This is a genomic window from Dyadobacter sp. CY345, from assembly GCF_021502725.1.
Taxonomy (GTDB): Bacteria; Bacteroidota; Bacteroidia; order Cytophagales; family Spirosomataceae; genus Dyadobacter.
Window position 1 is genome coordinate 1,847,858 of sequence record NZ_JAKFFS010000001.1, and the last position, 20,495, is coordinate 1,868,352.

At 40.2% G+C, this 20,495-nt stretch carries 17 protein-coding genes; 9 read left to right on the forward strand and 8 right to left on the reverse strand.

Going from position 1 to position 20,495, the window contains the following annotated elements; all coding sequences use genetic code 11:
* Positions 1–13: 13 nt before the first annotated feature.
* The 3 genes from L0657_RS07795 to L0657_RS07805 are packed head-to-tail and all read right to left on the reverse strand — an operon-like array spanning position 14 to position 3,215.
* The gene (locus tag L0657_RS07795) at positions 14–1,114 is read right to left on the reverse strand and encodes a carboxylate-amine ligase (RefSeq protein ID WP_235150000.1); all 1,101 of its coding nucleotides are present in this window, start codon (positions 1,112–1,114) and stop codon (positions 14–16) included.
* Positions 1,115–1,143: 29 nt separating this feature from the next.
* Positions 1,144–2,469: a glutathione synthase gene (locus L0657_RS07800; protein ID WP_310588263.1), complete on the reverse strand. Its 1,326-nt coding sequence runs from the start codon at positions 2,467–2,469 to the stop codon at positions 1,144–1,146.
* Between the two features lie 38 nt (positions 2,470–2,507).
* Positions 2,508–3,215 carry an esterase family protein gene (locus L0657_RS07805; protein WP_235150003.1) on the reverse strand — a complete coding sequence of 236 codons (708 nt, stop codon included), beginning with the start codon at positions 3,213–3,215 and terminating at the stop codon, positions 2,508–2,510.
* Positions 3,216–3,424: 209 nt separating this feature from the next.
* Here L0657_RS07805 and L0657_RS07810 point away from each other — a divergent pair, with 209 nt between their 5' ends.
* Positions 3,425–4,306, forward strand: a complete 882-nt coding sequence (locus tag L0657_RS07810; protein WP_235150005.1) for an esterase family protein — start codon at positions 3,425–3,427, stop codon at positions 4,304–4,306.
* Positions 4,307–4,344: 38 nt separating this feature from the next.
* On the opposite strand, the gene L0657_RS07815 is transcribed toward L0657_RS07810, so the two are convergent.
* Positions 4,345–5,364: an acyl-CoA reductase gene (locus tag L0657_RS07815; protein WP_235150007.1), complete on the reverse strand. Its 1,020-nt coding sequence runs from the start codon at positions 5,362–5,364 to the stop codon at positions 4,345–4,347.
* A gap of 132 nt (positions 5,365–5,496) precedes the next feature.
* On the opposite strand from L0657_RS07815, the gene L0657_RS07820 reads away from it, so the two are divergent.
* From L0657_RS07820 to L0657_RS07830, 3 genes are all read left to right on the forward strand, one after another.
* On the forward strand, positions 5,497–5,844 hold the full coding sequence (locus tag L0657_RS07820; protein ID WP_235150010.1) for a 4Fe-4S binding protein: 348 nt from the start codon (positions 5,497–5,499) through the stop codon (positions 5,842–5,844).
* A gap of 349 nt (positions 5,845–6,193) precedes the next feature.
* On the forward strand, positions 6,194–7,441 hold the full coding sequence (locus L0657_RS07825; RefSeq protein WP_235150012.1) for a porin: 1,248 nt from the start codon (positions 6,194–6,196) through the stop codon (positions 7,439–7,441).
* A 48-nt stretch (positions 7,442–7,489) separates the two neighbouring features.
* On the forward strand, positions 7,490–8,809 hold the full coding sequence (locus L0657_RS07830) for an ammonium transporter (protein ID WP_235150014.1): 1,320 nt from the start codon (positions 7,490–7,492) through the stop codon (positions 8,807–8,809).
* An 84-nt stretch (positions 8,810–8,893) separates the two neighbouring features.
* Here the strand turns inward: L0657_RS07830 and mtaB are convergent, their stop codons facing one another.
* On the reverse strand, positions 8,894–10,222 hold the full coding sequence (gene mtaB, locus L0657_RS07835) for a tRNA (N(6)-L-threonylcarbamoyladenosine(37)-C(2))-methylthiotransferase MtaB (protein WP_235150018.1): 1,329 nt from the start codon (positions 10,220–10,222) through the stop codon (positions 8,894–8,896).
* 39 nt (positions 10,223–10,261) lie between these two features.
* Complete coding sequence (locus L0657_RS07840; protein ID WP_235150020.1) at positions 10,262–12,100, reverse strand: LTA synthase family protein; 1,839 nt, start codon at positions 12,098–12,100, stop codon at positions 10,262–10,264.
* A gap of 159 nt (positions 12,101–12,259) precedes the next feature.
* Here L0657_RS07840 and L0657_RS07845 point away from each other — a divergent pair, with 159 nt between their 5' ends.
* Positions 12,260–14,446, forward strand: a complete 2,187-nt coding sequence (locus L0657_RS07845; protein WP_235150021.1) for a glutamine synthetase III — start codon at positions 12,260–12,262, stop codon at positions 14,444–14,446.
* A 42-nt stretch (positions 14,447–14,488) separates the two neighbouring features.
* Positions 14,489–15,037, forward strand: coding sequence for a hypothetical protein (locus L0657_RS07850; RefSeq protein ID WP_235150022.1), 549 nt, complete (start codon positions 14,489–14,491; stop codon positions 15,035–15,037).
* A gap of 73 nt (positions 15,038–15,110) precedes the next feature.
* On the opposite strand, the gene L0657_RS07855 is transcribed toward L0657_RS07850, so the two are convergent.
* Entirely contained in the window at positions 15,111–16,121 is a 1,011-nt protein-coding gene (locus tag L0657_RS07855) for a glutamine synthetase beta-grasp domain-containing protein (RefSeq protein WP_235150023.1), read from the reverse strand.
* Between the two features lie 397 nt (positions 16,122–16,518).
* Here L0657_RS07855 and L0657_RS07860 point away from each other — a divergent pair, with 397 nt between their 5' ends.
* The 3 genes from L0657_RS07860 (at position 16,519) to L0657_RS07870 (ending at position 18,815) form a co-directional block, all read left to right on the forward strand.
* Positions 16,519–17,226: a 16S rRNA (uracil(1498)-N(3))-methyltransferase gene (locus tag L0657_RS07860; protein WP_235150024.1), complete on the forward strand. Its 708-nt coding sequence runs from the start codon at positions 16,519–16,521 to the stop codon at positions 17,224–17,226.
* A 71-nt stretch (positions 17,227–17,297) separates the two neighbouring features.
* Positions 17,298–17,927, forward strand: coding sequence for a DUF4159 domain-containing protein (locus L0657_RS07865; protein WP_235150433.1), 630 nt, complete (start codon positions 17,298–17,300; stop codon positions 17,925–17,927).
* Positions 17,928–18,068: 141 nt separating this feature from the next.
* Positions 18,069–18,815 carry an acyl-CoA desaturase gene (locus L0657_RS07870; RefSeq protein WP_235150026.1) on the forward strand — a complete coding sequence of 249 codons (747 nt, stop codon included), beginning with the start codon at positions 18,069–18,071 and terminating at the stop codon, positions 18,813–18,815.
* A 305-nt stretch (positions 18,816–19,120) separates the two neighbouring features.
* Here L0657_RS07870 and L0657_RS07875 read toward each other — a convergent pair whose 3' ends face one another.
* On the reverse strand, positions 19,121–20,494 hold the full coding sequence (locus L0657_RS07875) for a HAMP domain-containing sensor histidine kinase (RefSeq protein WP_235150028.1): 1,374 nt from the start codon (positions 20,492–20,494) through the stop codon (positions 19,121–19,123).
* Position 20,495 lies beyond the last annotated feature (1 nt).

Here is a 20,495-nt window from a genome sequence, read left to right on the forward strand (position 1 = left end):
AAAAAATCCACTTTTAAGCGATTCCGATTTTTGTCTCGGAAACGATATAATCTACAACTGCTTTCAGGTCATTTGTTTTCTCAAAAACCGCCAATTGCCTGTCAGCTCCGCTTCCCATTTCGAGGATCTGGTGGATGTATTCAATTTCGTGCCTGCTCCCGAGTTCATCCACAACATCGTCAATAAATTCGAGCAGCTCAACGACCAGAAGTTTGTAGTCAACTTCCTCTTGTTTTCCGAAATCGATTAGTTTTCCCTGAATCCCGTACCTTGCTGCACGCCATTTATTTTCGTTAATCAACATTCGGTGATAAGGACGGAAGCCGAGATTCATACGGTGAAGTTTATGGATTTTTGCAACCAAAGCCTGCATGATCGCAGCCAGGCAAATGGTTTCATCCGTCCTCATCGGCACATCGCACATCCTGAATTCAATGGTATTAAAGAAAGGATGAAGCCTGATATCCCACCAGATTTTCTTCCCGTTATCAATACATTTTGTCTTAATCAGGAGGTTCACATATTCATCGTACTCCGCCGCGCTGGAAAAATAGTCAGGTATACCTGTCCGGGGAAATTTATCAAAAACTTTTGAACGGTAAGATTTAAAACCCGTATTCCTACCACACCAAAAAGGCGAGTTCGTAGAAAGCGCATAAATGTGCGGAAGAAAGTATCTGACTGCATTCATGATCTCGATTCCCTCATTACGGTTTTCGATACCCACATGCACGTGCAGACCAAAAATTAAATTACCTCTGGCAACATCACGCATTTCATCGATAATCTCGTCGTAACGCGGATCGGGAGTGATAAGCTGTTCTACCCAATCAGCAAAAGGATGTGTTCCCGCTGCCGCCACGTGCAAATTTTGCTTGGCCGCCAGATCCAGAATCATTTTTCGCAGATAAGTTACTTCCTCCCGGGCCTCCTGGATATTGTGACAAATGTTTGTACCAACTTCTACTACCGCCTGGTGCATTTCCGCCTTTACCCGTTCTTTCAGCGTTATTTTTCCGTCCTCGACCAGTTTGGACATGTGGGAACGCAGATTTCTTGTATCGGGATCGATTGTTTGAAATTCCTCTTCAATTCCCAGTGTGAAAGTACGCATACAATGAAGCTTGGGTTAAATAGTTAGCCTTATTTTTTCTTGGTCGCCGTTGTTCCAGCCTTTTTTGCTGACTCAGGCGCAGGAGTTTTCGTTTTACCTGCTTTTTTAACTGGTGCCGGTGCGATAGCCTTTGCCTCAGCAGGTTTCTTAGCAGGTGTTTTTACTTTGGATTTAATAGCTGCTGGCGAAATCGATTCTGCTTCTTCCTTATTTTCTACTTTTTCTTTCTTCGGAATGTCTTCAAAAGGAACCGGTGCCGGTGCAGCTTCGGCTTTTGAAGTTTTAGCTACCTGGGCAGCAGGCGCGGAGGACTTAGCTGTCGCCGTTTTTTTAGGGGCGATTTTTTTGAGTTCAACGGGCTCAGAAACTTCAATTTCTGCGGAAGGTTTTGGTGGAACTAACACCGAAGAAATCGAATCCTTAACGAAAGTACCCCAGGTCAAATTTGTCTGGCCATCTTTATGTTGCTTGGCCCTGTCAATTGCCATATTCGCGGCAGCTTCTACAACCCATTCAAAATTCTCGGCACCAACAGAATTGATATCTGCATCGGGAGCCGGATTGCAAAAATCAATGGCAATAGGAATACCGTCACGAACAGCAAATTCTACGGTATTGAAATCATAGCCCAAGGCCAGGTTCAACTTTAAGGTGTATTCCTTAACAGTGGCCAGAAGTTTTTCAGCTTCTTCTCCCTGTGCTTTTATTTCGGAAGCGTAGCGCAAATGATGCGGATTTCTTGGCTCATAAGGCATGATTAAAACGTCCTTTTGACCGATGCAATAACAACGGAAATAATCTGTAAAATGAATTTCTTCCTGCAACATCATGATCAGCTGGCCGGTTTCTTCGTGTTTTCTCCACATATCATGCGGATCGTTTACCTGATATACACTTTTCCAGCCACCACCATCATGTGGTTTCATATAAGCCGGGAAGCCAATATATTTGAACATTTCTTCCCAGGCCAATGGAAAAGCAAGGTTTCTGAACGAAGTCTCGGAAGTATCCGTCGGGCGCTCTTTTGAAGGAATCAGAACAGTTTTTGGAACAGGAACTCCAATTTTTTCTGCTAGGGCGTTGTTGAAGAATTTTTCATCAGCACTCCACCAAAAAGGATTATTTATCACAGCAGTTCCGCTTAATGCCGCATTTTTAAGGTAAGCCCGATAAAATGGAACATCTTGAGAAATTCGGTCGATAATAACGGCATACTCTGTTGGATCCGCCTGAACTACTTTTTCTATGGTAACTGCTTCTGCAATAATTCCCTTTTCTCCTTTACTATTGACGCGATCTATAAATGCTTGTGGAAAGGTATTTTCCATTCCAAAAAGAATGCCTATTTTTTTCATGATCAATTATTGTTAATGAATTATTTACGTATTGTTGATTACATCATTTTACTTAAATACTCAGGAAACATATTATTCCAAAGCGGCCAGTCATGTTTTTCCCAACCTCTTATATCAAGCCAGTGATCTATCCCTTTTGAACTCAAAATACCTGACATTTTAATATTACTAGTCAGACAGATATCCCACTCAGATGTTCCGAGAATTATTTTCATATGGTTAAACCGCCAGCTTTGTTCATTTGGCATAAAATCCACTGGATTGCTAAAATATACATTGTCGTCGTAATAGCCATCCATGAAACTTCTTACGTCAAAAGCCCCGCTCATACTAACAAGATAGGCTACCGCGGCTGGGTGTCGAAAGGCAAAATTTGCTGCATGAAATCCTCCAAAACTGCATCCGCTTACGCCAATCCTATCCACATTGCACTCGTGTTTAATATATGGAACCAATTCGTTGGCCAAAAATTTGTCATATTGAATGTGGTTCAAAACCCGTGCCTCAGGATTTAGATGTTTGGCATACCAGGAATCGGCGTCCACAGAGTCAATACAGTAAATTTTATATTTTCCCGATTCCACCAGGCCGCGAACGGATTCCATCAGACCCATGTCCTTTGCCTGGTAATAACGCCCAAGCGTAGTAGGAAATAGTAAAATAGGGTAGCCCCAATTTCCGAATACCAACATGTCGATATCACGACCGAGGTGGTGCGAATAGTATTTAATGTGCTTTTCCTCCAAAGTGATCTGTTTTAAGTTGTTTCTGAAATATACGAAACATATTATAACAAGCAAATAATACTGAAAAGAGGTTTTTGAAGGAAAGAAATGTGTTTTTAAGGTTTTCTTTTAATAGTTATAAATGAGAACTTCTGGTTTGAAATTTACTTTCGGATTAATAAATAACGGGAGACTTATGAAAAACTTTCAATCATAATTGAGACCATTTCATGCATCGAAATGACGTCAGCTTTTATAAGCTACACATTTACATTATCTTGCGCTTTTATCTTGATATTCTTGTTTTGCTTTCATCCGATCCTCAACTTTTGTCCATCGAACAAAGTATTTCTTCTTTGTTTCTGCACCGGGAAGTTTTAATTTCTGTCCGGTTGCCTTTTCATTACAACGATTCTCAAGTTTATCCATTATTGCTGATCAACGACGGGCAGGATTTTGAACGCCTGAACCTGAATACTATTCTGACCGATTTGCAAAGGGAAAAAGCCATTGAGCCAATCCTTGTTGTGGGGATCCATGCCGGAACGGATCGATTGCAGGAATATGGTACGGCACACAAGCCTGATTATGCCCATCGCGGAAGTAAAGCGGGTGATACCACAGATTTTGTGCTCAAAGAATTGCTTCCGTTTCTGGAACAGCACTACGCTCTCAGCCTTTCCAATATTACATATGCAGGTTTTTCGCTCGGCGGACTTATGGCTTTGGATATGGCGTGGAATCATGACGCAGTTTTTTCAAAAACCGGAGTCTTTTCAGGGGCGTTATGGTGGAGACAGAAAGCACTTGATGCCGGTTATCGTGATGCCGACCGGATTATGCACGAGCAAATCCGGAATTTTCCTGTCAAACCGGATTTGAAATTCTGGTTTCAGACTGGTACCAATGATGAAACCGATGACAGAGACGGCGATGGAATTATCGATTCCATTCAGGATACCTTGGAATGCATCGCGGAGCTGGAAATTAAAGGATATAATTGGGGAACCGATATTATTTATAGCGAAACGGTCGGCGGGGAACATAATCCGGAAACCTGGGCTTTGGCTATGCCGGAATTCTTGAAATGGGCCTTTGGGAAGAAAAGTTAAAGAGTGAAAGCTTCATATATCTTTCACTCTTCGCCTAATTATAAATTTGTCAAAAAGGCCATTGTATCCACGGAATCTGCGTAGTCGGAAATTTCAGGCTGCTGCGTTTTTCCAAAAGGTACTGCATTCGGAATGGCTTCCGAGGTGCTTACGATACATTGGATCTTTTCAGCATTTTCATTCAAAAATTGTTTTACAGTCTCAATGTCATCATAGGTTTCATAATGTACGACGCTTATAGGTGAGACCGGAGCCGAACTTTCCATTAACATTAGAAAACCATTATCATAATGCGGAACACCATTTATCAACATAATTGACTTGTTGTATTCGTAATTGTTAAAATACTTATGGTGATTAAGATACAGATGATCAGCCGATTGTATCGCCTCGAAAAACTTGGTAAAGTCATATCCCTCGGGTACAAACAGCTTTGAAACATTGCGGCATCCTAACCCGTAATATTGCAACATATCCTTTCCCAGTGCCGTCAGTTCATCCACACTTTCGTTCCCTGTGATGACTGCCAAAGACGTCCTGTTCTTACGAATGATGTTCGGTTTCTTAGAAAAATAGTAGTTGAAATATCGTGCAGTGTTATCGCTGCCAGTAGCCACATATGCGTCAGAATCATTAAGCCTGTCGACAAAATGTATGTAATCGCTGTAAGCTGGCTCTATTTCAATCAGCTTTTGCAAAAGCGCCGGAATAAGCACGGGATCATCTGAGCTTGTCTTTGCCAATAACGTATGTCCGGTTATTAATACACATAATACATCATGAAAGCCGACGGCAGGAATATTTCCGGCCATAATAACCCCGATCTTCTGAGATGATTTCAGTTCCGGATATTGATTTAGCCAAGTGATCAGATTTTCTTCTGCAAGGAATTTTTCACCGATTGCTTTTAAAGATTCGATGGTGTTTTCGGGTGTAAACCAGTTATTTTTACGGTTGGCTAACGTTGCCAATTCTTCCAGATAATCCGCGTTGAGAGGATCTGAGATAAATTTTCCCAGATTAATAAAGGCATTTATTCGTTGATTTCTTGATATCATTCCAGGGTAACTCAAAATAATTAAATTTAAGAATGTGTTTTTATTTTTCTGATTGTCGGGAAACTATAAATAGTTATATTTGTTAGTCTATTAAGAAGAAAAATAGGAACAAATATAAACAATCCGGCGACTATGGCTATAATGATAACCGATGAATGCATAAATTGTGGGGCGTGCGAGCCAGAGTGTCCCAACACGGCTATTTATGAAGGAGGTGTAGAATGGACTTGGGGAGATGGAACGAGTTTGGACGAAGTAGACTTTGGTGATGGCACCGTTATCAGCGGTAAGGAAAAACAGTCACCAGTTTCTGACGAATTCTATTATATAGTAACAGATAAATGTACAGAGTGCGTGGGTTTCCATGAAGAACCTCAATGTGCTGCTGTTTGCCCGGTAGATTGCTGTGTACCCGATCCGGACAACGAAGAAGAAGAAGACACTTTATTGGCTAAGAAAGCGTGGATGCATGGTGAATAGTTAATACAAACGCATTTAATTTTTGAAAGACCTGCCGATCGGCAGGTCTTTTTTTGGTGCCATATTTTTTTCGAATGGTAAAATTATGATAAATAATCTCTAATGACTTAGATTATTTAAGTTAAGAAAATTTTGCATAAAGGATTAAAAACAGAATAAATTAAAATTTATTAAAAATTAAAAATTGAGCTAAATATGTTCATATGTTAATACAAAAGATTAAAAAAACAGGATTTTTATGTTTTTTATGATAAAAAGTGACTATTATATTTGATAAATATAATTTTAATACAATATTTGATCCTGTAAATGTCCGGATAAGTAACAATAACGTAAACAGAAGAAAATTATGAAAAAGGTCTATTGTACAGTATTATCTTTAATGATCCCTTTTTTGGGTTTTAGTAAGTCGCAGTTGGAAGAGGAGAAAAAAACTAATACAACAGAAACTAGTAAAATTGAAGAGGTCAAGGAAGATGAAGAAGGCAAAGGATCTTTTGCATTTTCAGGCTATCTGGACTCTTATTACATGGCTAATTTTAATAAGCCGGCGTCACGTTCTAACATGGGCGCGGCAAGTTCGGCGAGGGTTTTTGACCGTAAATCTGGTCAGTTTTCCTTAGGTTTGGTTCAGGCCAAAGTGGCGTACACCAATTCGAAATCAGAAGCGGTAGTGGATTTGACTTTCGGACCGAATGCTGATTATGGTAATTATGGCAACCTGATGAGTCCTTTAGACGGATCTTACACCGGGACCGCTCTTGCAATTAAACAAGCTTATTTTACTTATAAGTTCACTGATAAATTTTCCATGACGGCCGGGCAATTCGGGACACATATCGGATATGAAGTGATCGACGCGCCAGCAAACTTTAACTACTCACTCTCAAATTTATTTAACAACGGACCTTTTTATCATGCTGGTTTAAAGGCGACTTATGCATTTAGCGATAAAGTATCATTAATGGCAGGTATCGTCAACAATGTTGATGGTCTTGGAGATAACAACAGAAAAAAAGGAATTATTTCGCAGTTATTCGTTTCGCCTGTTGCAAACTGGAACGTATATCTTAACTTTATTAACAGCAATGAGGCAAATCCCGATTCGCAAGGCGATAGTCCGGATGCTCATTACCGCGTATTTGACGTCACCACCAGTTACCAAGTTACGCCAAAATTCCTTGTCGGTTTAAATGCGGCATATGGCTCTCAAAAAGGAGATTACCAAGGATTTGGCGGGCCGGTTGGATCAGAAACATGGGGCGGAGCTGCCTTTTATTCCAATGTAGCACTAACAGACAACTTTGCGATCGGCGCACGTTATGAGTACTTTAATAACGATAATGGTGTCAGAGGTCTTTTGGCTTTCCCCCAAGGAGATGACGGTGATGCAGTTGGTACCAATGTAAATTCGGTTACCCTAACTGGCAACATTAGCCTGGCAGATGGTCATATCTTGTTAAAGCCTGAATTTCGTCTGGATGCATATCCGAAAGCTTCGGGTGCAGGCGCTTCTCAGCAGTTTGAAGACTCTGATGGAAACTTTACCAAAAGCAGTCAGACTACCTTCGGGATGGCGTTCATTTATAAATTCTAATTTATCTAATACCTTCTTAAATCAATAAAACAATCTCTACAAAAAACAATGGAAAAACGTAATTATCTACCACTAATTATTTTGCTGGTGATTGCTCTTCTCGGAGCTTTTGTTCCCAGCGTGCCGACCAAAATTGTTACGGAAGGCTTAAATTCAGGTGATATCGCCTGGATGTTAGTATCATCCGCACTGGTACTATTAATGACTCCCGGTCTTGCCTATTTCTACGGAGGAATGGTGAACAACAAAAACGTTATTTCAACAATGCTTCAGAGCTTTATTGCGATGGGTGTGATAAGCGTTCTTTGGGTAGTTATTGGTTTCAGTCTTGCATTTGGTGAGGATATCGGTGGTTTTATTGGTAATCCAATGACTCACTTTATGTTCAAAGGTGTATTGGACGGCCCGGCTTTCGGAACTATTCCTTTCGCTTTGTTTGCAATGTTCCAAATGAAGTTCGCTGTGATTACGCCTGCGCTTATCACAGGTTCTATGGCTGAACGCGTGAATTTCCGTTCTTATGTATTGTTCATGATCTTGTTCTGTGTTTTCGTTTATGCGCCGCTTTGTCACATGACATGGCATGCAGAAGGAATTCTTTTCAAAATGGGTGTACTTGACTTTGCTGGTGGTACTGTTGTTCACATGTCTGCCGGTTGGGCCGCATTAGCTGGCGCTATTTACTTGAAAAGACGTAGATCTGTTCTTGATGCTCACGTATTGCCTCCTGCGAACATTCCTTACGTTCTTTTAGGTACGGGGTTACTTTGGTTCGGCTGGTTCGGTTTTAACGCCGGTTCTGCTTTGACTGCTTCTCCTTTGGCTGTTTCTGCTTTTGCTGCTACTAACACCGCTGCTGGCGCTGCTGGGTTGGCTTGGGTATTGTTTGATGTTGCAAGAGGCAAAAAAGTTTCTGCGCTTGGTTTCTGTATCGGTGCGGTTGTTGGTCTAGTTGCTATCACGCCAGCTGCTGGTTTCGTAACGGTTCCATCTTCAATTTTCATCGGTGCTGTCGCAGCTTGTATCAGTAACTACGTTGCTCACTTACGTACACGTTCAACTTTGGACGATACACTTGACGTATTCCCTTGCCATGGTGTTGGCGGTATGGTTGGTATGTTGATGACCGGTATTTTTGCAACAAGTGCGGTGAACCCGTTGGTAACTGATCAGGGACTTGCATTTGGTGAAACTACACTTTTCATCAATCACGTTATTGCTTTGGTAGGTGTTTCTGTATTCGCTTTTGGAGGTTCTTTCCTTCTTTTGAAAATTACAGACCTTATCATGCCGCTTCGTGTATCTGAAACAGATGAAAAAGCTGGATTGGATATCAGTCAGCACGATGAGTTTCTTGTAGAAGCGTAGTATTTCAATATATAACAAAAAACACCCGGCAGAACATTCTACCGGGTGTTTTTTGTTATATCTGTATAAATAGTCAGACCTGAATTAATGCGCAGGCTCGTAACTTTCTGATTCCATAACTTCCATTAAACCATTTTCATTCTGGAAAACATATTGAACTTCTTTGGTTTCATTAATTAATAACGGATCATACTTTACAGCAACACGGATATAGTTTTCTGTAAAACCAAGCATCTGTCCATTCTGAATTTCGTCCTCAAACAAGACCGTTCCGGTTTTTCCGACTTGTTCATCATAAAAATGGCGTTTTTTCTTTTCTGAAAGAATGTGAAGCATTTTAGAACGCTCGGCTCTTTCTGATTTTGGTACTACGGGTTTAATGGATGTAGCCAAAGTGTTTTCTCTTTCTGAATACGTGAAAACGTGCAGATAAGAAATGTCAAGCTCGTTCAGGAACTGATAACTTTCTAAAAACAATTCCTGTGTTTCCCCCGCATGGCCGACGATGACATCAACACCAATGCAGCAATTTGGCATCAGAGATTTTATCTTCGCAACACGTTCTACATAAAGTTCACGTTTGTAACGGCGTCGCATTAATGAAAGAACTTTATTTGATCCGGATTGTAACGGGATATGGAAATGCGGTACAAAACGCTTGGACATCGCAACAAATTCAATGACTTCGTCTGTCAATAAATTAGGTTCGATTGAAGAAATCCTGAATCTTGAAATTCCTTCAACCTCATCTAGCGCCCTGATCAGGTCTATGAATGTCTCTTTTCTTTCACCATTCTGGATTCCGAAATCGCCGATGTTAACACCTGTCAGAACAAGTTCCTTGACATCTCTTGCGGCGATTTCTTTTGCCGCATTGACAATATTTTCAATAGTATCGGATCTGCTTTTGCCACGTGCGAGCGGAATCGTGCAATATGCACAGGGATAATCACAGCCATCCTGTACTTTCAAAAATGTACGTGTCCTGTCATTTAAGGAGTAAGAAGTGTGATAATCCACGGCGTCTTCAATCGGAGAGGCCAATATCTTTGCTGTCTGATTAACAGGTTCTTTTTCAAAAGTATCCAGCAATTCTACAAGACGAAATTTTTCAGCAGCACCAAGGACAGCATCTACGCCAGGAATTTCTGCAATTTCTGCCGGTTTCAGTTGAGCATAACAGCCAATGATCGCAACATATCCGTCAGCATTAATTTTCTGAGCTTCGCGAACAATCTTGCGGCATTTTTTGTCTGCATTTTCGGTAACAGAACAGGTATTAATTATAAATATATCCGGCTTATCGTTGAATTCAACTTTTGAATATCCCTTATCTTCAAACATTCTCCCAATGGAAGAACTCTCGGAGTAATTCAGTTTGCAACCCAGCGTATAAAAAGCAACTTTTTTCATAGTATTGACAATAAGGGTGCAAATTTACACCTTTTCCAATTAACGCTTCAAATAATCACCAAAAGATGATTGTAAATAGGATTTTCCGTAGTTGAGGTCGTCGGAATTTAGGTTTCCGCCTTTCTCGGTAATGTTCCCTCCAATATTGTCGCGCACAATAAATCCATTCGGTCGCATCCAGCCAAAGCCATTGGTAAACGCGAAATATGCAAATGGGACGCGGTTTGGCATAAATATATCATTGCTCCAACTAAATGCTTTCGAAGGCAGGTTTAATTGATTTAACAAGGTTGAGGCCAAGTCAGTCTGGGAACAAAGCGAATCAATTGTGATATTCTTTTTTTCTAAAACACCACCCAGCCATAACATCGGGATATGGAATTCGTTCGGTTTTGTAGCTGGCTTTTCCGGCAATGGATGCCCGTGGTCTGCCAGGATGATAACCAGCGTATTTGCCCACCAGGATTTTGTTTTGGCTTGTTTAAAAAATTCTCCAATTGAAGCATCAGAATAATGGTGCGCGTTTAAAAACAGGTGCTCCTGATCGTTTCCGGGAATTACGGTTTTTACAGGAACTTCAAAAGGTTCGTGGCTGCTTAACGTAAAAATTGTTGTGAAAAAAGGTTGTTTCTGTTTATCTAGATCCGAGAGTAATCGGTTCAAAACAACGTGGTCATGAGCTCCCCATTTTGAATTCATATCCTTCTCCTCAAAAGCATTTTTGTCAACAATGGTATTAAAACCTTGTTGCAAAAAATAGGTTTTCATGTTGGCAAATTCCGTTTCGCCGCCATAATAGAAAGATGTATGGTAACCCGCATTTTTGAATTCCCTGGGCAATGAAGGAAGAGAAACCGTTTTGTTCGGGATTTTGATGATTGAAGTAGTAGGTTGGGCCGGATAACCGCTCAGTATGGCAACCATTCCTTTGTCGCTGCGGTTTCCGCTCGCGTACATATTGGTGAACAATATTCCGTCTTTGGTCAGCGCATCAAATTCGGGTGTTATTCCCGGCACACCATTTAGTTTTGAAACAACTTTCGCAGTAAAACTTTCCCAGATAATAACCAACACATTGATTGGCTGGTCGCCGATCTTAATGATCTGCTGGTGAACAGGATTGTGGTGGTACAAGGATGCAACGGTCTCGTTTGCTTTTTTATCTTCAAAATAAACAAAAGGGTTCTTTTTGCTATAACCTTCATTGAGAACAGAGCGGCTATAATTCCAGGGAACGTTTACTGCGGCATAATTGGCAAAACTTTTGTCTGAAAAAAATACTGTGCTTTCATTCATCGGGGCCAACTGAAATCCCCCGCGGATCGGGATGATTAATGTTGCAGTTAAGAATACAAAAAGCAGTGCTGTGAAGATGGGGGAGGATCTTTCGAAAAAAGGAATTATTCTTTTCTGAATCGTTATCAGCGTTTTAAACACAAGGATATAAAGACCGATCAGCAATAGCAATAGAGGTAATACGGGCGCAGCGCCCATGGATGCCAAGGCTTCTTTTGGGGTTTTTAAATAAATTAATGAGGATGCATCAATCCGGTATCCCCACGCTCTGAAAAGTTCAAGGTCAAATATGGTCAGAATTACCATCAAAAATGCTACAATTCCGCTAAACCAAACCATCGTCTTTTGGTACCAATGCCACTTTATACTCGTTGCACCGATAAGTAGCGCGGGCATAACCAAAATGTATCCGGCGAAAGAAATGTCCATTCTCAAACCGTGCAGCATGCTTTGGATCAGCAGATTACTGCCTAACTCGATTGATTTTTGTAGATGGTAGGCAAGAAATATTATTCGAAAAAGCTGAAAAAATAATATCCAGCATATTCCGTACAAGGCCAGAAACTGAATTCTCTTAAACATGTTAGGGGGTATATAATTTACAAAAATCCAAAAAATATATTGAAATTGGGTTGTCAGTGAACTTATAAAATGAAAAATCAGAAAAATTCATGCAGATTTGACGGTTAGTCTGCTGAAATAAATAATTTTGGCAAGAAATAATATAAAATCACCATCCTTATGACATTTCGTTCAAAAGCTTTTGAGATCGCATTAAATCGAGTTGCACCAATATTGACCCCTCCGACTGAGAAGGTGGCAGATCTTTATGGGAGCAACACGTTCAGTGACGATGTAATGAGAACTTTACTTTCTCCGGAAGCTTATATTAAAATTTCAAATGCCATCCGATCCGGTTCTACAATAGACAGGGAAGTTGCCGAAGAAGTTTCCGCAGCGATGAAATCTTGGGCAATTTCTAAGGGCGCGACTCATTATACGCACTGGTTTCAGCCACTTACGGGTAGTACCGCCGAAAAACACGATTCATTTTTTGATCTAACGATTGACGGAAAAGCAGTAGAGAAATTTAAGGGAAGCGCATTAGTACAACAGGAACCAGACGCTTCTTCTTTCCCGAGCGGTGGCTTACGTGCCACTTTTGAGGCAAGAGGTTACACTGGCTGGGATCCGAGTTCTCCGGCATTTTTGATGGATAATGGGGCAGGCGGAAAAACGCTTTGTATTCCTTCTGTATTCATCTCATACACAGGCGAAGCGCTTGATTACAAGGCGCCTTTGCTACGTTCTCTGGTTATGCTGGATAAAGCAGCCACGTCGGTTTGTCAGTTTTTTAATCGTGATGTTGACAAGGTAACACCAACTTTGGGCATCGAGCAAGAATATTTTCTGGTCGACAAAGCATTATATTATGCCCGTCCGGATTTGCTGATGACAGGTCGGACCGTATTTGGACATAGCCCGGCACGCGGACAGCAGCTTGACGATCACTATTTTGGGTCAATTTCGCCGCGGGTTAATGCCTTTATGGTAGACTTTGAATTTGAAGCACTTAAACTTGGGATTCCGGTAAGGACCAGACACAATGAGGTGGCTCCGGGACAATTTGAATGTGCCCCGACTTTCGAGGAAGTTAACCTGGCCATCGACCATAATGCGCTGCTGATGGATCTGATGCAGAAAATCGGTGAAAAACATAACTTTCAGGTTTTGTTCCATGAAAAACCATTTGCGGGAATTAATGGAAGCGGTAAACATAATAACTGGTCGTTGTCAACTGATACCGGAATTAATTTACTTGCTCCGACGACAAAGCCAAAAGAGAATCTTCGCTTCTTGACTTTTTTGCTCAATGTTGTCAAGGCGGTTCATGATCATGCTGATTTGTTACGTGCTTCGATCTCTTCTGCCGGAAATGAGCATCGTTTGGGAGCTAATGAAGCGCCACCGTCAATAGTTTCTGTATTTTTAGGGGGAGAACTGACGAGTATGCTTGAAGAATTGGTAAATAAGGGCGAAATTACACTTGAAAAGGGAGAGAACTTTTATTACAAGTTAGGAATTACCCGCATACCCAACTTACAAAGAGACAATACAGACCGAAACAGAACTTCGCCGTTTTGTTTTACAGGAAATAAATTTGAATACCGCGCGGTTGGAAGTGCCTTGAACAGTGCTTCTCCGATGATTGTTTTGAATACGATTGTTGCTAATCAGCTGGCCGAATTCAAACGTGAAATGGATGAAAGGCTGAGCTCTGGTGAAGAAAAGAAAGTAGCAACGGTGGCAATTCTGAAAAGATATTTTACAGAATCGAAAAAAATATTGTTCGAAGGAAACGGATATTCAGAAGAATGGGTTGAAGAGGCTAGCCGAAGAGGGTTAACCAACATAAGTGCAACCTATGATGCACTTTATGCCTATGTGACCGAAAGTACGATTAAGGCCTTTGAAAAAACAGGCGTGTTGACTTCGAGGGAATTACATGCGCGATATGAGATTGAGCTTGAAAATTATGTTAAAAAATTACAGATAGAATCACGGGTAATTAGTGACCTGGCACTGAATCATGTCGTCTCTACGGTTGTAAAGTATCAGTTTAAACTTGCACAGACGGCCCGGGCTTTAACGGATCTGGAAATGTTGGAAGAGGCTGAGCCGATTAAAGAGATTATTAAAGATATTTCATCTCATGTGGTAGTTATAAAAAAACTCGTGCATGAAATGACGGAAAAGAGAAAGGTTGCTAACAATGTTGAAGATTTGTACGAACGTGCTAAAATGTATGGTTCGGAGGTAAAAGGTTTTTTTGAAGAGATCCGTTACCACGTAGATAAACTTGAATTATTAATTGATGATGAAGATTGGCCTTTGGCAAAATACCGCGAAATGCTATTTTTGGAATAATTTTACCGATTGCTTAAAGGAACAATAATCAAATTAAAAACTATGAATCCGGGATTCGATCCAGAAGAAATTGCACAGCTTAAACGGGAATGTAAAGCTGAACGATTGAACTTTGTGTATGTGACAGACGAGTTCGAAGACGAAGAAGAAAATAATGAACATGCCCACATTCAATTTGTCGGATATTACAAAGACAAAGAAGTGGTTTATGACGCATTAATTTATACTTTGAGATTACATCATTCAACATTGGTTTATGATGCGGCACTTGAAAAACTGAAACTTCAGATGCCAGATTACATTTCGCCAGATGAAAGAGAAGAAGGTGATGTAGTTGATTTCGAAAAGGATGAAGAAGCGGAAATTCTTCTAACGGAATTCATTGAAGAAATCGAAGAAAACGAGGAAATCAGTGTGCGTGAGCACGTTGAGGTTGATGATAAATTTGACTATGGTGTCGGTTTGGAAGTCGGTCTGAACAAAACAGAAATTAATGAAAAGATCATTAATGATTTTATCATTCGTTTCAACTCCGGACGTTTGCAGCTTGACCCGAATGTTTATTCATTCACAACAGAAGACGAAGAGTAGATTGAACTAAAATACATCGATAATAAAAAAACCACCGAAAGGTGGTTTTTTTATTATCGATAATATGTTTCTCTTAAAGAGCTCCTTTTACAGTTTTGATGATACGAGCCGCCACTTTGTAAGGATCAGCCGCTGAATTAGGACGACGATCTTCGAGGTATCCGCTCCATCCTTTTTGAGGAACAAGAACCGGAATACGGATAGAAGCACCACGGTCAGAAACTCCGTAGCTGAAATCATGAATACTAGCAGTTTCATGTTTTCCTGTCAAGCGAAGGTGATTGTCTGCTCCGTAAACTTCAATATGTTCTTTAACAACAGGACGGAAAGATTCGCAAACTTTGTCGAATACTTCTTTGCTGCCGGCAGTTCTCAAAGCTGTGTTTGAGAAGTTAGCGTGCATCCCGCTACCATTCCAGTCAAGATCGCCCAAAGGCTTGCAATGCCAGTTGATAGAAACACCATATTTCTCACCGATACGTTCCAATAAATAACGTCCCAACCAGATTTGGTCACCAGCTTCTTTCGCACCTTTTGCGAAGATCTGGAATTCCCACTGACCTGCTGCAACCTCGGCGTTGATACCTTCAACGTTAAGACCTGCTTCAAGGCAAGCGTCCAGGTGTTCTTCAATAATTTCACGGCCATATGCATTTTGTGCACCTACTGAGCAGTAGTAAGGACCTTGTGGTGCTGGGTAGCCGTTTGCCGGGAATCCAAGAGGTTTATTTGTTTCAATATCCCAAAGGAAATACTCCTGTTCAAAACCGAACCAAAAATCATTGTCATCATCTTCGATAGTAGCTCTGCCGTTTGTAACGTGAGGCGTTCCGTCAGCATTCAAAACTTCGCACATAACCAGGTATGCATCTTTACGCTGCGGATCCGGGATAATGTAAACAGGTTTCAAAAGACAGTCAGAAGAACCGCCAAGTGCTTGTTCGGTAGATGAACCATCAAACGACCAGTTGCTGCAATCTTCCAGTTTACCACTAAAGTCGCTTTCGATTTTTGTTTTGCTGCGTAAACCTTGGGTTGGCTTGTGGCCATCAAGCCAAATGTATTCCAGCTTAGATTTTGACATAATAATACTAGATAAAGTGGTGACGAATTGATATTACGACACAATATTAATGCTAAATTGTATTTCTAAAAAATAAAATCTAGGAAAATTTAGTCAAATACCGAATATAATTGTGTTTATGGTAGTATTGTCAGTAAATAATGTATTATTTCAATAAAATAAGCTGAGATTTGAAAATAAACCTTTCGAAACACAATTTTTCAAATACCAGAAAAATGCGTTATTATAATAACGTGAATAATTAAAAAAATTGAAAAAATACAAAAAACAGGTTTTTATAGATAGCTTGTTAATTCTTGGTATTGTCACTTTTTGTATTTAAGCGAATACATAATATTTACTTACATTTGACAGACCGAAACAGGTGACCAGTATCATCAGAAATTAATTTATTTTTATGCATTTGTTTTATCAGCCGGATACCAGAATTCTTGAATTAGACGAAGAGGAATCCCGGCATTGTACGAAGGTGTTACGGCTCTCAACAGGCGATATTATTCATGTAACAGACGGGAACGGCCTTTTACATAAATGTCGTCTTAATATTGGAAAGAGAAATGTCACATATGAAAAAGTCGAATCTATACACATTCCAAGACGATCTTATGCTGTAAATATAGCAGTCGCCCCAACCAGAAAAGCCGAAAGAAATGAGTGGATGGTTGAAAAAATGACAGAAATGGGTGTGGAGCGGATTGATTTTATTGTCACTGAACATACGCATAAAGAAACGGTTTCACGCGTTGTTAATCTTGGAAGATTGAAAAGAATTGCAGCGTCTGCTATGAAACAATCCCAGCAATATTATATGCCTGAAATTTCGATCATTACGGCTTATGAATTGTTTGTAAAAAATTCGAAAGAAAAAACCCGGTTAATCGCATACGTTCCGGACAATCATCTGACGGAACATGTTGTGAAGAAGGTAATTAAAGATTCGGATACACTTTTATTGATTGGGCCCGAAGGGGATTTTACGCCGGAAGAAGTTTTATTGGCAACAGAATATGGATTTGAAGCAGTGTCTTTAGGAGCAACCCGTTTGAGAACGGAAACAGCGGCGGTTGCGGGCTGCCACGCGATTAACCTGGCACAACTATTATAATTGTTTTGCATAAAATTCGATGTATTATGAGACGGAACATTTTCAGGATTACATTTTATATTTTGACTTTCATGCTGATATCCATCGTAGGAAGTCAGGCTCAATCGTCACTGAAAATTGCGAAGCTGAAATATGGTGGAGGAGGGGATTGGTATGCAAATAAAACGTCTTTGCCAAACCTGATCAGTTTCTGTAATTCCGAACTGAAAATGAATATCAACCCGGCCGAAGACGTGGTGGAAGTTGGTAGTCCGGATCTATTCACCTATCCGTTCGTCCATATGACAGGTCATGGAAATGTCGTTTTTACGGATGCTGAGGCCAGAAACCTGCGAAATTATCTTTTATCAGGAGGTTTTTTGCATATAGATGACAACTACGGTCTTGATCCATTTATTCGCAGGGAAATGAAAAAGGTTTTCCCCGAATTATCTTTTGTTGAGCTTCCGTTTGATCATCAGATCTACCATCTCAAATATAATTTTACCAATGGCCTGCCGAAAGTCCACGAACATGATGGAAAACAACCGCAAGGTTTTGGTTTGATTTATCAGGGAAGGTTATTATGCTTTTATTCTTTTGAAACCGACCTTGGAAATGGTTGGGAAGATCAAAGTGTTTATAAAGACCCTGAGGAACTGAGGAGAAAGGCACTCCAAATGGGAGCAAACTTACTCGATTATGCATTTACAATTTTGTAATTTTCTACGTTGTATATAGCACTTTTAGGGTATTGTAGAATGAATATAAATAAGTCTATAAATAAACGCTGAGTATTATTGAATTTTAAGTTCTTGGCATTATTTTTGTGTAATAGACGTTTTTTAACATTACACTTTTTCATGTATATAGTTCTTGCCGTATTTGTTGTACACTGGTATTTGTCTCTTTTCTGCCAAACATTCTTTTTGCACCGTTATTCCGCTCATAAAATGTTTATCATGAGCAAACCATGGGAACGGTTCTTCTACCTTCTAACTTACCTGTCCCAGGGTTCTTCGTATTTGAGTCCGCGTGCCTACGCGATATTGCATCGCATGCACCACGCTTTCAGCGATACCGAGAGAGATCCGCACTCGCCACACCATACAAAAAATGTTTTTACAATGATGTGGGAAACAAAGGATATTTACAATGCAGTTCTGAACCGTAAAAGAGCGATTGAAACACAATTCGAACGAAATTATCCGGAGTGGAATTTTATTGAAAAATTGGGTGATTCGTGGTTATCAAGAGCGGGTTGGGCAATCCTCTATTCAGCTTTTTATATCCTTGCTTATCTATATCTGGATATGCACTGGGCATTTTTCTTCCTTTTGCCGATACACTTTTTAATGGGGCCGATACATGGCGCTATTGTGAATTGGAGCGGCCATAAATATGGTTATCAAAATTTCGACAATGATGATAAATCCAAAAACTCGTTGATCTTTGATTTCCTTATGATGGGAGAACTGTTTCAGAACAACCACCATAAACGTCCTAATTCAATCAACTTTGGGTCAAAATGGTTTGAGGTTGATCCAACCTATCCTGTAATTAAAATGCTTAACAAGCTTAAAATTATTGAGATCAGAAAGAAGAATTAAATAAAGATATTTGTGTTCAGAAGCAGTGGGCGGCGATCGTTCACTGCTTTTTTGTTTATAATAAATTTAAAACAATCCTGCACAAATTGAGAATATTAACATTGATTATACCCTAAAATACATGATAACAATAGCTACATAAAAACTTTGGCAGGTGTGAGATACACCTGCCAAGTTTGCTTATTAACACCACAAAAAATGAAATCTAATTTTACGCGTTCGATCTATTAGTCTGACGCTTAAAAGAACAATACAAATAAATGACGTAATGCTTAAGATGAGCTTAATAAAAAATTAGAATTTACTTAGAGGCGTGAGAAATTTAGGATGAAGGTGGTTCCCTTCGGCAGGTTGGTCTGAATGGATACATTTCCGTTGTGCAGTTTAACAATTCTTTCAACCAGTGACAGTCCGATTCCATATCCTTTCACATTTGCCGTATTGTCACCCCTGTAAAATGGCTGAAAAATAAGGCTTTGATCCTGAACTGGAATTCCTTTGCCGCTATCAGAAAATTGAAGAATTAGCTTCTTTGCTGATGCACGCAATGTTATCCTTACGGTTTGATTCTCAGAGAATTTGCAGGCATTGTCCATCAGATTTAAAAAAGCAGTTTTTAGCAAAGTCGAATTTCCCGCGATCTCGAGCCAGGCGTCGTCTTCGGGTAATTCTTCCAGATCGACCAGAATATTATACGATGGATTAGCCTGACTAAGTCCCTGACGGCAGTCCCAGAGCAAATCATCAATACGGACAATTTCAGTTAAAAGATCACGCTGATCCTCACTAACCTTTGCCAGTTCCAGCAATGTATTGGAAAGTTGTGCCAGCTCCTGAATATCTTCCAAAACTGACTTTATCGTAATTTTATATTCTTCCGGGCTCCGCTCTTTCAACATACTTACTTCCAATTGCGACCGGATTTTAGTCAGCGGATTTTTAAGTTCGTGGGAAACATTGGCCACAAAGATCTTCTGCATTTGAAAAGCCGTTTCAATTCGGTCGAGAAGTTTATTAAACGTCGTTGACAGGCGGCCAATTTCATCTTTTTGGTTTGGTATGTCAAGACGGATATCTAGCCGTTGTGGCAGAATTCCCTCCACTGCATTCATTACTTTGGAAATCGGGCGAAGCGCGCGTTTGGCAAACACCCATCCGGCAAGTCCAACGATGATCACAACTATAAAAAATATTACGGTCAGCAATGTTTTTAAATTGGAAAGATTCGCTTGGCCGTATAGATCCTGGGCTCCTAACATTACCACAGCGCGTGTAAACGGATATTTATAATAAAGTCCAACTACCTTATAATCCCCATCCGTGTAACGTATTTGACCCGACTTGCGGATTTCATCAAGCCAATAATTAGACACATGAATCGATTTGGTCTGCGCAGTAGTGTTCGTGTAGATAAGCCTGTTGCGCTCGTCAAAAATCAGAATGTTCTCGTTATAAATAAGATCCCGATTAGAGCCCTCAAAGGCTCTGAGGACTTCCGGGTTCACTTGCGGGACTGTCGACAGAAGCTCAGTTGTTGACCTGGCTTTTGACCTTAGCCGATCATAGAAATCTTCTGTGACGTTGTAGTAAGTAAAAAAGTAGATTGCAAAAAATGTAACCGCCAAAATACCGCTTACCAGTAGAAGGAATTGGATAGTAAGACGGGTACGGATCTGCATA

Coding starts and splice junctions, on each gene's coding strand:
- L0657_RS07875 (WP_235150028.1), bottom strand. CDS start 20,494: ATGCAGATCCGTACCCGTCTTACTATCCAATTCCTTCTACTGGTAAGC.
- L0657_RS07825 (WP_235150012.1), top strand. CDS start 6,194: ATGAAAAAGGTCTATTGTACAGTATTATCTTTAATGATCCCTTTTTTG.
- L0657_RS07850 (WP_235150022.1), top strand. CDS start 14,489: ATGAATCCGGGATTCGATCCAGAAGAAATTGCACAGCTTAAACGGGAA.
- L0657_RS07855 (WP_235150023.1), bottom strand. CDS start 16,121: ATGTCAAAATCTAAGCTGGAATACATTTGGCTTGATGGCCACAAGCCA.
- L0657_RS07830 (WP_235150014.1), top strand. CDS start 7,490: ATGGAAAAACGTAATTATCTACCACTAATTATTTTGCTGGTGATTGCT.
- L0657_RS07815 (WP_235150007.1), bottom strand. CDS start 5,364: ATGATATCAAGAAATCAACGAATAAATGCCTTTATTAATCTGGGAAAA.
- L0657_RS07845 (WP_235150021.1), top strand. CDS start 12,260: ATGACATTTCGTTCAAAAGCTTTTGAGATCGCATTAAATCGAGTTGCA.
- L0657_RS07860 (WP_235150024.1), top strand. CDS start 16,519: ATGCATTTGTTTTATCAGCCGGATACCAGAATTCTTGAATTAGACGAA.
- L0657_RS07800 (WP_310588263.1), bottom strand. CDS start 2,469: ATGAAAAAAATAGGCATTCTTTTTGGAATGGAAAATACCTTTCCACAA.
- L0657_RS07795 (WP_235150000.1), bottom strand. CDS start 1,114: ATGCGTACTTTCACACTGGGAATTGAAGAGGAATTTCAAACAATCGAT.
- L0657_RS07870 (WP_235150026.1), top strand. CDS start 18,069: ATGTATATAGTTCTTGCCGTATTTGTTGTACACTGGTATTTGTCTCTT.
- mtaB (WP_235150018.1), bottom strand. CDS start 10,222: ATGAAAAAAGTTGCTTTTTATACGCTGGGTTGCAAACTGAATTACTCC.
- L0657_RS07865 (WP_235150433.1), top strand. CDS start 17,298: ATGCTGATATCCATCGTAGGAAGTCAGGCTCAATCGTCACTGAAAATT.
- L0657_RS07820 (WP_235150010.1), top strand. CDS start 5,497: ATGGCTATAATGATAACCGATGAATGCATAAATTGTGGGGCGTGCGAG.
- L0657_RS07840 (WP_235150020.1), bottom strand. CDS start 12,100: ATGTTTAAGAGAATTCAGTTTCTGGCCTTGTACGGAATATGCTGGATA.
- L0657_RS07810 (WP_235150005.1), top strand. CDS start 3,425: ATGCATCGAAATGACGTCAGCTTTTATAAGCTACACATTTACATTATC.